The organism is Falsiroseomonas sp. E2-1-a4 (assembly GCF_051433165.1).
Classification (GTDB): domain Bacteria; phylum Pseudomonadota; class Alphaproteobacteria; order Acetobacterales; family Acetobacteraceae; genus Falsiroseomonas.
Genome location: NZ_JBHMFS010000014.1, coordinates 84,906 through 97,363, shown reverse-complemented (window position 1 = coordinate 97,363; position 12,458 = coordinate 84,906). Strand labels below are relative to the sequence as shown.

Below are 12,458 nucleotides of genomic sequence, written 5' to 3'. Positions count from 1 at the left end.
GTCATGAACCAGACCCGCCGTTTCCTGCCGCTCGCCGCCGCCGCGGTGGCCGCCGGCAGCCTGCTCTCCTCCCGCCGCGCCGCCGCCTGTGATGCGGAGGCGATGGAGGCGCATCTCACCGCCGTCTGCGACGGGGCGCTCGCCCCCGCCCGCGCGGCGCTGGAAGCCGCCTTGCCGCATGCGACGCCCGCCGAGGTGATGGCCATGCAGCGCGCGTTGACCATCGCGAATGGCACCTGCAGCACCGGTGACCCGGTGGCCGGCGCCCGCATCGCGGCAAATCTGGCCCGGCTCGCCGGGCGTATCGAAGGCCGCGCGGGCGTCAGCCCGGACAGCCTCGAAATGCTGGGCTGAGGAGTTGAAGATGAAAGTATTTTCGCGTCGCGCCGCGCTGGGCACCATGCTCGGCCTGGTCGCCACCCGCGGCATCGCCCAGGGCCACGGCCCGATCCAGGTCGAGGCCGGCTGGAGCCGCGCCGCCGGCGCCGGCCGGGTCGGCGCCGGCTTCCTCACGCTGCGGAACACCGGCGCGGCGGACCGGCTGGTTTCGGCGCGGACCGAGATCGCCGGCACGGTGGAGCTGCACACGCATATCCACGACAATGGCGTGATGCGGATGCGCCCGGTGGCGGCGATCGAGCTGCCGGCTGGCGAGACCGTCACCCTGCGGCCGGGTGGGCTGCACCTCATGCTGATCGACCTGAAGCAGCCGTTGAACCAGGGCGATACGGTGCCCGTCACCCTGGTCTTCGAGAAGGCCGGAGAGGTGCGGACGCAGCTTGCCGTTCAGGCCGCGGGTGCCCGCGGGCCGGGTGCCACGATGCCGGGTGGTGCGATGCCGGGTGGCAGCCACCGCCACTGACCACGCGCCGCCGCCCATGCTGTGATGCCCTTCGCTTTGAAAGGGCCACAGCATGGGCAAGCGCATCGACCCCGCGAACATTCCGCCGGTCATCGGCTGCTTCTACCCCGCACCGCATGACCAGCCCTGCAGGGCGCGCGAACGCCGGCGCCTGGGGGATGCGGCAGGACTCACGCAGTTCGGCGTCAACCTGCTGCGCCTGCCACCCGGCGCCTGGTCCAGCCAGCGGCATTGGCACAATGGCTCGGACGAATTCGTCTTCGTCCTGGCCGGGGAGGCGACGCTGGTGACCGATGCCGGCGCGGAAGTGCTGCGCGCCGGCGACGCCGCCGGCTTCAAGGCGGGCGAGCAGGATGGGCACCATCTTCGCAACCTCTCCGCCACCGAGGCGCTGGTGCTCGAGATCGGCAGCCGCACCGAAGGCGACGACGCCACCTACAGCGACATCGACCTGCTGGCCCCGCCACACGACCAGCCCGCCATGTTCACGCGCAAGGACGGCACGCCGTTGCAGGCGACCAAGCCCGGGTAATGGCCAGGCGGCGCTGGCCGGTGTAGCTCGCCGCCGTGCCCCTTCTCGCCCTCGCCTTCCTGGCCTTCATCGGCCTCGGCCTGCCGGACCCGGTGCCGGGCAGCCTATGGCCGGAGCTGCGGCCCTTCTATGGCGTGCCGAATGCGGGGCTCGGGCTGATCCTGGCGGTTACGGCGGGCGGCTATGTGTTGGCCGGGCTGTTCACCGCGCAGTTGATGCGGGCCTTCGGCATCGGCTGGCTGCTGGTGGCGAGCCTGGCGGCGACGGCCACCGCCGCCCTGCTGCAATCCACCGCACCACCCTTTGCCGGATTTGTGGCGCTGGCCGTGCTGGCGGGCGCCGGGGGCGGGGCGGTGGATGCGGCGATGAACGCCTTCGCCGCCGCCCGCTTCCAACCGCGCCACATGAACTGGCTGCACGGCTTCTGGGGGGTTGGCGCCACGCTCGGCCCGGCCATCGCGGCGGCGCTGCTGGCGGTGGGGTTCGGTTGGCAGGCGGGCTACCTGGCGGTGGGGCTGGCACTGGCGGCGCTGACGCTGGCCTTCCTGGTCACGCGCCATCGCTGGCAGGGCGCGGCGCCCGGGGATGGTCCTTCCGATGGCCCGCGCCTCAATGCCTGGACCGTGCTGCGCAACCCTCTGGCGCGGCTCCAGGTCGCGATCTTCTTCCTCTACACCGGGCTGGAGGCCGCCGCGGGGCAATGGGCCGCGACCATCCTGACGGCGTCACGCGGCGCCACCCCGGCTGAGGGCGCGGCGGCCGCCACGCTGTTCTTCGCGGCGCTCACCGGTGGGCGCATCGGGCTCGGCTTCGTCGTGGACCGGATCGGGCCGGACCGGCTGCTGCGGCTGATGGCGCCGGTGGCCGTGCTGGCAGCGCTCGGCTTCGCCACCGGGCTGGCGGACCTGCCGGCGATCGCCCTGCTGGCGGTGGCGCTGGCGCCGGTCTACCCAACGCTGATGGCCCGCACCCCGGCCCGGCTCGGCGGGGCCGCGGCGGTGCCGGCGGTGGGGTTGCAGGTCTCGGCCGCGACGCTCGGCGTGGCGGCGGTGCCGGCGGCGATGGGGCTGGCGACGGATCTCGGCGGGGCTGGGCTGGTGCCCTGGCTGCTGGCGATTTTGGCCGCTGGCGTCGGCGCGCTGATCTGGCGACTGCCGATGACGCGATGAGGCGCCTGCTCGCCCTGCTGCTGCTGGCCACCCCGGCCCAGGCGCAGCTTCCCGGCGTGGCGGACAGCACGGCACGGCGGCCGGTGACGGTGGCGGAGGCGCCCTGGTCCAGCCTGGTGCGGGTGCAGTCCGAGGCCGGCGGCCGCTGCACCGGCGTGCTGATCGCGCCAGACCGGGTGCTGACCGCGGCGCATTGCCTGGTGGCGCGGCTGACCCGGCGCCTGGTGCTGCCCGGCCGGGTGCATGTGCTGGCGGGCTACGACCGAGGCAACTTCACCGCCCACGCCACCGGCGCCAGGCTGCAGGTCGGCCCCGGTTTCCGGCCGGAGACCAGCGGCCCGATCGGCGCCGATTGGGCGCTGCTGCGCCTGGCCACCCCCCTGCCCGGCCCGACCCTGCCGCTGGCCGCGACCCTGCCGGCGGCGGGCGCGGCGGCGATGCTGGGCGGCTGGCAACAGGACCGTGCCCATGCGCTGCTGGCGGATACGGATTGCCAGGTGCAGGCGGTGCTGCGGGATGCGGAGGGCCGGCTGCTGCTGCGCCATGGCTGTGCCGCCACGCGGGGCGTCTCCGGCGGGCCGCTGCTGGTGCGGCATGGCGAGGGCTGGGCGGTGGCGGGCGTTGCGGTCGGCGCCACATCCGGCGCGCAGGGTGGGCTGGCGGTCGCGGTGCCGGGGTTGGCGCTGGGCGAGTAGGGTTTCAGGCCGCGCGGGTGCCCGTGGACTGGCCGATCAGCCCCAGCTTCCGTAGCAGCGTATCCCGCTGCACCGGCTTGCCGAGGTAGTCATCCATCCCGGCCTCCCGGCACTGCCGCTCGAATTCCGGGCCGACCGCCGCGGTCAGGCCGATGATGCGGGTGGCGCGGTTGGGGCCGGGCTGGGCGCGCAGCGTGCGGGTCGCCTCAAGCCCATCCATCACCGGCATCTGCAGATCCATCAGGATGAAGTCGTACAACTCGCCCCGCCCGGCGGCGACCGCCTGCGCGCCGTCGCCGGCCACATCCACCACCGCCCCGGCGCGGGACAGGATGGTTCGCATCACCAGCTGATTGGTCGCGTTGTCCTCCACCAGCAGGATGCGGATCTGCGGGCGGTCCGGCTCCGGCGTCGCGTCGGCTTGCGGCAGCTCCGCCGCGGCCGGTTCGGCCTGCCGCGGCGCCAGCGCCAGCAGCAGGGCATCGCGCAGACGCGTGGGCAGGGCCGGCTTCAGCAGCAACCCGTCCAGCACCCCCTGGCCCGATGATTGGGTGCTGCCTTGCGCCGCACGCGGATCGGCGGAACCGGAGGCACAGAGCAGCAGGCGCGGCGAGCCGAGCGCATCCCATTCCTGGCGAATGCGCCGCGCCAGCGCCAGGCCATCGCCATCCGGCAATTGCCCGTCCAGCACCGCTGCCTCGAATGGTCGTCCCTGGCTGGCGGCGGCCCGCAGCGCGGCGAGTGCGGTGCCGCCATCGGAAACCGCCGCGGCCTCCGCCCCCATGCCGGCCAGTTGCCGTACCAGGATCTCCCGGTTCAGCGGCAGGTCGTCCACCACCAGGATGCGACGCCCGGCGAGGCCGGTCAGCGGCTGCTGATCCCCCTCCACCCGGCCGATCTTGACCGTGAAGCGGAACACGCTGCCGCCGCCATTGCGCACGCCGGCCAGCCGCGGCACCGCCTCGATGCCTCCGCCCATCTCCTCCGCCAGCCGCTTGCAGATGGCGAGCCCGAGGCCGGTGCCGCCATATTTGCGGCGGATCGAGGCATCGGCCTGGGTGAAACGCTCGAACAGATGCGCGATCTTGTCACGCTCGACGCCGATCCCGGTATCCGAGACGGAGGCGCGGAGCCGCCAGTAATCCAGCTCCGCCTCCACCGAGATCGCCACCTGGATCCAGCCCGTCTCGGTGAACTTCACCGCATTGCCGACCAGGTTGAACAGCATCTGCCGGATGCGCCCCGGGTCGCCCAGCACGCGGGCCGGCAGGTCCGGCGCAAGCGCGCAGACCAGCTCCACCCCCTTGGCGGCGGCGCGCGGGGCGAACAGTTCCACGATCGTCGCGATCTCGGCCTCGATGTTGAACGGCACCGCTTCCAGCTGCAGCGCCCCGGCCTCCAGCTTGGAGAAGTCGAGAATGTCGTTCAGCACCATCATCAGATGCTCGGCGGAGCCCTGGATGGTCTCGGCATAGCGGCGTTGCAGCGGGTCCAGCCGCGTGTCCAGCAGCAGCCCGGTCATGCCGATCACGCCGTTCATCGGGGTGCGGATCTCATGGCTCATCGAGGCCAGGAATTCCTCCTTGGCGCGGGAGGCGGCGACGGCGTGGCGCTCCGATTCGGTCAGCCGCTGGCCCTGCACCTTCAGCGCCTGGGCCTGGCGCACCAGCAGCCACAGCGCCACCAGCGTCACCACCGCCGCCGCGGCCACGCCCGCGGCCAGCAGCGCGCCGAGGCGGTGCGCGCTGTCCAGCGCATCCACCCGGTTCCGCGCCACTTCCACCACGAAGGCGCCCTGGCGCGTGACGGCGAAGGAGGCGACGACCTCCTTCCGGTCCTGGTCCACCCCGGACCAAGTCCCATTCTCCCGCCGCGGCAGGAAGTTCCGGAATATCCAGGCGGAGGAGTTCAGCTCCCCCACCCCATCGGCGCGACCGTCGGAGCGGGCCAGCAGCAGGCCCTGGAAGGAATGGATGCGGATGGTGACGCCGAAGCTCTCGGCATGCCGCCGCGCGACGCCCGCCAGATAATCCGGGTTGAGGATGGCGACGACGGTACCGAGGAATTCGCCCCGCGCGCCACGCAGCGCCCTTGCATAGGGAATCGCGTAGAGGCCACGGGCATGGCCGATGGCCCGGCCGGCGGGACCCAGGTAGCGCCCGGCCTCCGGCGCGCCGAGCCGCACCGCCTGACCCCCGAAGCGCAGCAGGCGGAACCATTCCCGGTCCGCCACCGAAGCCTCCCGCAGCCCGTCGACGGAACTGGCGATGATGAAACCCTGGGAATCGGTGACGAGGAGCGCGCGCATCTGCGGCACGTCGCGAATGCGGATGGCGATCTGCCGGGCGACCGCTGCCGGATCCGCCTCCGCCAGCCGGTCGGTCGCGTCCAGCAGCACCAGATCCACGGTCTGCACCGCCCGGGTGAGCTGGTCCGCAAGGCCCGCTGCACCGCCCTGGGTCAAACGTTCCGCTTCCGCCAGGGCGTCCTGCTGGCCGCGATGCATCAGGATGCTGTAGATGCCGAGCAGGGATAGGGCCACAAGCCCGACAGCGGCCGCAAAAAGCAGCCATGGACGCGGCTCGGACGGGCGCGGAGCGCCTAGCCCGAGCGAACGCCGCAAGGCGGAACGGAGTTGGGTGATGCGAGTTACCATCTTTGCGACAGCGCTTATCGTCGCTTTCGTCTTATTTTGCGAGCGCGGAGGCGGCGTTCGGGCACAAATTCTGAACCCGCATCATATTCTGACCGATACGGCACCCGTGCTACGGGTTCAGGCCGTCGCGCCACCCGTCCAGACGGGCCGGTTGCAGGACATCCGGGCGCGAGGCGATCTGCTGGTCTGCATCTGGCCGGACTATTTCGCCATCTCCTACCGCAATCCGCGGAACGGGGAGATGGAGGGTCTCGACATCGACATGGCGCGCGCGCTGGCCGCAAGGCTCGACGTGCGACTCGTCTTTTTTGAGACCAACTTCGGTGAATTCATGGACCGCCTGGAGGATGGCAGCTGCGACATCGCCATGATGGGGGTGGGCGTGACGCCTGCGCGGGCCCTGCGGGTGGCCTTCACCAAGCCCTACATGGCCAGCGCGGTCTATGCGGTGACAACGCGCACCAACACCCGGATCCAGGCATGGAACGATATCGACCAGCCCGGCACGGTGGTGGCGGTCGCCGCCGGCACGGTGATGGAGCCGCTGATGCGCGAGACGCTGCGGAATGCGGAATTGATGGTGGTGGCCCCGCCCCGCACGCGGGAGGGGGAGATCCTGTCCGGCCGTGCCGATGTCTTCATGTCGGACTTCCCCTACACCCGCCGCATGGTGCTGATGCATGACTGGGCGCAGGTGATCGCACCGCCCAATCGCTTCGGCGATACGCTCTATGCCTATGCGCTGCCGCGCGGCGACCAGGCCTGGCTGAACGAGGTGAACGCCTTCCTGGAGCGCACGCGCGTGGACGGCAGCCTGGCGCGCGCGGGCGACCGCCACGGCCTGTCTGGCATCCTGCTGCCATGAGGGGGGCGGGCCCCGCCATGACGGATATGGGCGTTTCGTTGCTGAGCCGGCCTGGGATGCATCCTGCCGACAAACGGCTTTCCGCCCCCTGAACTGCCATGCGCCCTTACGCGCCCCGCCCTTTTCGGCTAACCCGCCTGCGCCATGCGCCAATTCCTGGACTTCGAAAAACCCATCGCCGAACTCGAGGGCAAGATCGAGGAGCTGCGCCGTACCACGGACGCCGGCGGCATCGACGTGGCCGAGGAGGTCGGCAAGCTGCGCGACAAGGCGCACAAGCTGCTGCTGGCCACCTATGCCAAGCTGACGCCCTGGCAGAAGGCGCAGATCGCCCGCCACCCGGAACGCCCACATGCCAGTGACTACATCGCCGGCCTGATCGAGGATTTTCTGCCGCTGGCAGGTGACCGCGCCTTTGGCGACGACACGGCAGTGCTCGGCGGCATGGGCCGCTTCCGCGGCCGCGCGGTGATGGTGATCGGCACCGAACGCGGCCATGACACCGAAAGCCGCGTGAAGCACAATTTCGGCATGGCGCGGCCGGAGGGCTATCGCAAGGCGCGGCGGCTGATGGAACTCGCTGGCCGTTTCGGCCTGCCGATCCTGTCCTTCGTCGACACCGCCGGGGCTTTTCCCGGCATCGACGCGGAAGCGCGCGGCCAGGCGGAAGCCATTGCGCGCGCCATCGAGGCCGGGCTGGACGCGCCCGTGCCCTTCATCGCCACCATCATCGGAGAGGGCGGCTCGGGCGGCGCCATCGCGCTGGCCGCGGCGGACCGCATCCTGATGCTGGAGCATTCCATCTACTCCGTCATCTCGCCCGAGGGCTGCGCCAGCATCCTGTGGCGCGACGCCGCCCAGGCGGCCACGGCGGCGGAGGCGCTGCGCCTGACGGCGGAGGACCTTCGCAAGCTGGCCCTGGTGGATGCCGTCATCGCGGAGCCCTTGGGCGGCGCGCATCGCGATGCGCCCGCCATGCTCGCCGCCGTGTCCCGCCAGATTTGGGACAGCCTGGAGCCGCTGCTGGCACTGGATGGCGCCACGCTGCGCGCACGTCGGCGTGAGAAGTTTCTGGAAATGGGGCGCGCGGGGGTCGTTTGACGTCGCGGCGGGTGGTTTGATCCGGCCCGCATGACGCCTCCCCCCGATAGCGGCCCGCCATCCGCCGCCACCGTCTCCCCGGCCGAGCTGCGGCGGCTGTTCTTCAAGGTGTTTCCGGCCGTCGCGCTGGCGATGTTCGGCGCCGCGCTGGACCAGACCATCGTCGCCGCCGCCCTGCCGGCCATCGCCAAGAGCCTGGGCGATGTGGAGCGCATCTCCTGGATCATCGTGCTGTACCTGGTCGCCAACACCGTGGCGGCGCCGGTCTATGGCCGGCTCGGCGATGCGTTCGGGCGGCAGCGGATGCTGCTGGTGGCGCTGGCCGTCTATGCCGCCGGCGCCGTGCTGTGTGCGCTGGCCGGGTCGCTTTCCACCCTGGCGGCGGCGCGGGTGGTGCAGGGTTTCGGGGGCGGCGGGCTGATCAGCCTGTCCGTCGCGCTGATCGCGGAGGTGGTGCCGGCGCGGGAACGCGGGCGCTTCCAGGCCTATATTGCCGCGGTCTTCACCACCGCTAGCGCATTGGGGCCGGTGCTGGGCGGGGTGCTGGCGGAGTATTTCGGCTGGCGCAGCATCTTCCTGCTGCAACTGCCGCTATCAGCCCTGGCAGCCTGGCTGGCCGTGACCCGGCTGGGCGATTCCGCGCGCGGGTCCTCCCAGGGCTTCAGCTTCGACTGGTGGGGGCTGATCCTGTTCGCCGTGTTTGTCGCGCCGGCGCTGCTGGCGCTGGACCAGGCGCGGCGGCTGGCGCCGGGGCCGCTGGCGGTGGCGGCGGTGCTGGCCGTGGTGGCGGGTGTCGCGCTGTGGCTGTTGCTGCGGCAGGAACGCCGGGCGCCGCACCCACTGCTGCCGCTCGGCTTGCTGGGCAATGCGACCGTCTGGCGCGCCATATTGATGTCCGCCTGCGTCGCCGGCGCCTTTGTCGGCACCATCGCCTTCCTGCCGATCTATTTCGCCGCGGTGCGCGGCCTTTCCCCCGCCGCCTCGGGGCTGGCGCTGCTGCCGCTGGCGGCCTGCGCCGGGTTCGGGGCCATCATCTCCGGCACCATGCTGTCCCGCACCGGGCTGCTGATGCGCTGGCCGGGCATCGGGCTGAGCATCTCCACCACGCTTCTGGTGGTGGTGACGCTGGGACTGGGGGATTTGCCGCTGGTTCTTATGGCGGGGCTGCTCGGCGTGGTCTCCATGGGGTTCGGCATGTCCTTCCCCATGGTGCAGGTGACGGTGCAGGTGGCGGCGGGACCGAAGCTGCTGGGGTCCGCCACGGCATCCGTCCAGTTCACCCGTTCCCTCGGCGCGGCGACCGGCACGGCGCTGCTGGGGGCGGTGCTGTTCGGCGCGCTGACCCTGCAGGGGCCGGAGGCGACGCGGCTGTTCGTGGCGCTGGTGAACCAGGGGCCGGCGGCGCTGGCCGGGCTCGATGCCATGGCGGAGGCGGCGTTCCGCGCGCAGATGACCACCGCCTTCCGCGCGAGCTTCGCCACCGCCGCGGTCCTGGTGTTGTTCGCCGCCTGGATGTCCACGCGGGTGCCACTGCGGCGGGTGTGACCCGCCCACTCCGCCGCGTCTCCATTCCCAGGCGTGTTGCGGTAGAATCAAACACTGCAAGATATGGCAAGTAATTGTGATCCAGGTGAGGATGGAGGCGGAAGTTGAACCGACCAACCCTTCCGTGTGGCCAACTATTTGGATAAGGCAGTCTCATCCAAAGCGTGCCTTCCGGCGGTCCCGTGCCCCGGGGCTTTCTGAGAGGACCACACCGACTTGAATGGCCTTCCGTTGACAGGGAGCCACGACCCGCTCCTGGCGGCCCTGTCCGTCCTGGTCGCGATGGCTGCCTCCTTCGCGGCATTGGACCTGGCCGGGCGCATGCGCGCCTCGGCGGGCCGCCGGCCTGGTCGCGCCTGGCTCGCCACCGCCGCACTCGCCCTGGGCGGGGGCATCTGGTCCATGCATTTCGTGGGGATGCTTGCCTTCAGCCTGCCCATCCCGGTGGCCCACGACCCCGGCCTGACCGTTCTATCTCTTGCCGTGGCGGTACTGGTCACCGGCCCGGGCTTCTGGGCGATCTGGCAGCGTGGCGCGCGCCGGCGCGACCTGACGCTCGGCGGCCTGCTGATGGGCTGCGGCATCGCCGCCATGCACTACACCGGCATGGCGGCCATGCGGATGCCGGCCGACCTGCAATACGACCCCGCGCTGGTCGGCGCCTCGGTGCTGATCGCGGTCGTTGCCGCCACGGCGGCCCTCTGGCTTGCGCGCCGCGACGCCACGCCGGGGCGGCGGGTTGGGGCCGCGGTGATCATGGGGCTGGCGATCGCGGGCATGCACTACACCGGCATGGCGGCGGCAACCTGGGTCCCGCATGCCGGGACCGCCGTCGCGGAGGCTGCGCATCTCGGCCATGCGGGCCTCGCGCTCGGCGTGGCAGGCATCACCTTCCTGGTCCTGCTCCTGGCGCTCGGCGCCGCTTCCATCGACCGGCGGCTCGGGGCGCTGGCAGAACGCGAGGCGAGGGTCGCGCTGGCCGAGAGCGAGGCCCGGTTCCGGGCCGTGGTCGAGCAGGCCGGCACCGGCATCGCCCAGGTCGATCGGAACGGGCGCTTCATCCTCGTCAACGACCGGTATTGCGAGATCGTCGGCCGGCCGCGTGAGGCGCTGCTCGGCGGCCTTCGCATGCAGGACATCACCCATCCCGACGACCTGACCGGAAACCTGCCTGCCTTTGCGCGGACCTTGGGCGACGGCGTCCCCTTCTCGATCGAAAAGCGCTACCTCCGCCCCGGTGGTGCGGAGGTTTGGGTGCACAACAGCGTCGCGCCGGTGCGCGACGACACAGGCCGCGTCCTCGCCGTGGTTGCCGTGGCGCAGGACGTGACCGCGCGGCGCGCGGCCGAGGCGGCGCTGCGGGATGGCGAGGCCCGGCTTCGCGACCTGCTGGCCACGCTGGACCTCGGCGCCTCCATGGCGCGCGATCTCGACGGCATCATCCGCCACTGGTCGGCCGGCTGCGAGCGACTCTACGGCTGGAGCGCGGCAGAGGCGCTGGGCATGAGAGCGCACGCGTTCCTCCAGACTGTGTTCCCGGTACCGCCCAGCGAAATCGCGGCGGCGCTGGAGCGCGACGGCGAGTGGACGGGGGATCTGCTGCAGCGGACCCGGGACGGGGCCGAGATCGTTGTTGCCGCCCGCAAGGCGCTACGGCGCGGGCCGGATGGGGCGGCAACGGCGGTGCTGGAGGCTCTTACCGATGTGACCGCGCAGCGCCATGTGGAAGCTGCGCTGGCCCTGCAGCGCAACGAACTGGAGCGCATCGTCGAGGAGCGCACCGCTGCCCTGCTGCGCGCAGCCGAGGAGCGTCGGCGGGCGGAGGACGCGGCGCGCCAGGCCGAGAAGCTGGCAGCTCTCGGCGAACTCACCGGCGGCGTCGCGCATGATTTCGGCAACCTGCTGCAAGTCGTCACCAGCGGAGCGGCGCTGCTCAAGCGGTCCTCCCTGCCGGAGGCGAAAAGGGCCGAGATCCTGGAGGGCATGATCCAGGCGGGCCGGAGCGCGCGCGAGCTGACTGGGCGTCTGCTCGCCTTTGCCCGGAAGCAGACCTTGCGCCCCGAGGTGATCGATGTCGGCATGCGCCTTGCCGGCATGTCGGGCCTGCTGCGGCAGACGCTCGGCTCCGGCATCCGGGTGGAAACCGATCTTGCCTCCGACCTCTGGCCGGTTTGCGTCGATCCCGGTCAGCTCGAAGCAGCGCTCCTGAACCTGGCGGTAAACGCCCGCGACGCCATGCCGAACGGGGGGACGCTCACCATTCAGGCGCGCAACGTGGCACTGGAGGCGACCGCGGAGCGCACCGACGGCGAGTACCTGTGCGTTGCCGTCAAGGATACCGGCGGCGGCATACCGCCGCACATCCTCTCACGGGTGCTGGAGCCGTTCTTCACCACCAAGGGGCCGGGCCGGGGTACCGGCCTTGGCCTGCCGCAGGTGCACGGCTTCGCCCGGCAGTCCGGAGGCGACTTGCGGATCGAGAGCGAGCCGGGGCGGGGCACGGCGGTGTTCGTCCACCTGCCGCGCGCCACCACCGCCCTGGGCGGCGCGGAGGTCGGGGCGGCGAGCGGGAAGGACGAGGAGCCCGACGTTCTGCAGGGCATCGGTCGGACGGTGATGGTGATCGACGACAACCCGGACGTGGCCGCCTTCGCCTGTGGCCTTCTTGAGGAGCTCGGTTACGCCACGCGGCGCGCCGGCGGCGCGGCTGAGGCATTGGCGATGCTGGCGGAAGGGAAGGCAGTCGACGCAGTCTTTTCGGACGTGGTGATGCCCGGGGGCGCGGATGGTATTGAACTGGCTGCTATTTTGCGTTGCTCGTTCCCTGGCGTCGCTGTGGTCCTCGCCACCGGCTACAGCGAGCGGCTCGCGCGCGGTGGCGCGCCGAAGGACGTGGAGACGCTTCTCAAGCCCTATCACGCGGATGAACTGGCGGCCGCGCTCGGACGCGCACTGATGCGGAGCAGGAGGTCGCCGGAGGTGACAAGATAAACCGCGGCTCCGGTACCGTTGGCCGTGGTGAGACCGCGACAC

The 12,458-nt window shown here is 71.5% G+C and carries 10 protein-coding genes; 9 read left to right on the top strand and 1 reads right to left on the bottom strand.

All coding sequences use genetic code 11. The annotated features are described in order from the left end of the window. Window positions 1–3: 3 nt before the first annotated feature. From ACFHNC_RS16085 to ACFHNC_RS16065, 5 genes are read left to right on the top strand one after another with little or no spacing between them, the layout of a single operon-like run. Entirely contained in the window at window positions 4–354 is a 351-nt protein-coding gene (locus ACFHNC_RS16085) for a hypothetical protein (RefSeq protein ID WP_437170246.1), read from the top strand. A 10-nt stretch (window positions 355–364) separates the two neighbouring features. Further along, entirely contained in the window at window positions 365–862 is a 498-nt protein-coding gene (locus ACFHNC_RS16080) for a copper chaperone PCu(A)C (RefSeq protein ID WP_437170245.1), read from the top strand. A 52-nt stretch (window positions 863–914) separates the two neighbouring features. After that, the gene (locus tag ACFHNC_RS16075) at window positions 915–1,394 is read left to right on the top strand and encodes a cupin domain-containing protein (protein WP_437170244.1); all 480 of its coding nucleotides are present in this window, start codon (window positions 915–917) and stop codon (window positions 1,392–1,394) included. Window positions 1,395–1,429: 35 nt separating this feature from the next. Continuing rightward, entirely contained in the window at window positions 1,430–2,563 is a 1,134-nt protein-coding gene (locus ACFHNC_RS16070; protein WP_437170243.1) for an MFS transporter, read from the top strand. Further along, complete coding sequence (locus ACFHNC_RS16065) at window positions 2,560–3,258, top strand: trypsin-like serine peptidase (protein WP_437170242.1); 699 nt, start codon at window positions 2,560–2,562, stop codon at window positions 3,256–3,258. The genes ACFHNC_RS16070 and ACFHNC_RS16065 overlap by 4 nt, the downstream gene beginning before the upstream one ends. A gap of 4 nt (window positions 3,259–3,262) precedes the next feature. Here the strand turns inward: ACFHNC_RS16065 and ACFHNC_RS16060 are convergent, their stop codons facing one another. Then, window positions 3,263–5,800: a response regulator gene (locus ACFHNC_RS16060; protein WP_437170241.1), complete on the bottom strand. Its 2,538-nt coding sequence runs from the start codon at window positions 5,798–5,800 to the stop codon at window positions 3,263–3,265. A 220-nt stretch (window positions 5,801–6,020) separates the two neighbouring features. Here ACFHNC_RS16060 and ACFHNC_RS16055 point away from each other — a divergent pair, with 220 nt between their 5' ends. The 4 genes from ACFHNC_RS16055 to ACFHNC_RS16040 all read left to right on the top strand — a co-directional run bounded on the left by ACFHNC_RS16055 (window position 6,021) and on the right by ACFHNC_RS16040 (window position 12,416). Next, window positions 6,021–6,779, top strand: a complete 759-nt coding sequence (locus tag ACFHNC_RS16055; protein ID WP_437170240.1) for a substrate-binding periplasmic protein — start codon at window positions 6,021–6,023, stop codon at window positions 6,777–6,779. Window positions 6,780–6,923: 144 nt separating this feature from the next. Beyond that, complete coding sequence (locus ACFHNC_RS16050) at window positions 6,924–7,880, top strand: acetyl-CoA carboxylase carboxyltransferase subunit alpha (protein ID WP_437170239.1); 957 nt, start codon at window positions 6,924–6,926, stop codon at window positions 7,878–7,880. Between the two features lie 30 nt (window positions 7,881–7,910). Beyond that, window positions 7,911–9,425 (top strand): MFS transporter, encoded by a 1,515-nt coding sequence (locus ACFHNC_RS16045; RefSeq protein ID WP_437170238.1) that lies wholly within the window; start codon window positions 7,911–7,913, stop codon window positions 9,423–9,425. Window positions 9,426–9,641: 216 nt separating this feature from the next. Next, a complete protein-coding gene (locus tag ACFHNC_RS16040) occupies window positions 9,642–12,416 on the top strand; it encodes an MHYT domain-containing protein (protein ID WP_437170237.1) in 2,775 nt (924 codons plus the stop codon). The last annotated feature ends 42 nt before the right edge of the window (window positions 12,417–12,458 follow it).

Bases quoted from the DNA above. Each gene is read 5' to 3' on its own strand.
- ACFHNC_RS16085 (WP_437170246.1), top strand. From the start codon at position 4: ATGAACCAGACCCGCCGTTTCCTGCCGCTCGCCGCCGCCGCGGTGGCC.
- ACFHNC_RS16080 (WP_437170245.1), top strand. From the start codon at position 365: ATGAAAGTATTTTCGCGTCGCGCCGCGCTGGGCACCATGCTCGGCCTG.
- ACFHNC_RS16075 (WP_437170244.1), top strand. From the start codon at position 915: ATGGGCAAGCGCATCGACCCCGCGAACATTCCGCCGGTCATCGGCTGC.
- ACFHNC_RS16065 (WP_437170242.1), top strand. From the start codon at position 2,560: ATGAGGCGCCTGCTCGCCCTGCTGCTGCTGGCCACCCCGGCCCAGGCG.
- ACFHNC_RS16050 (WP_437170239.1), top strand. From the start codon at position 6,924: ATGCGCCAATTCCTGGACTTCGAAAAACCCATCGCCGAACTCGAGGGC.
- ACFHNC_RS16045 (WP_437170238.1), top strand. From the start codon at position 7,911: ATGACGCCTCCCCCCGATAGCGGCCCGCCATCCGCCGCCACCGTCTCC.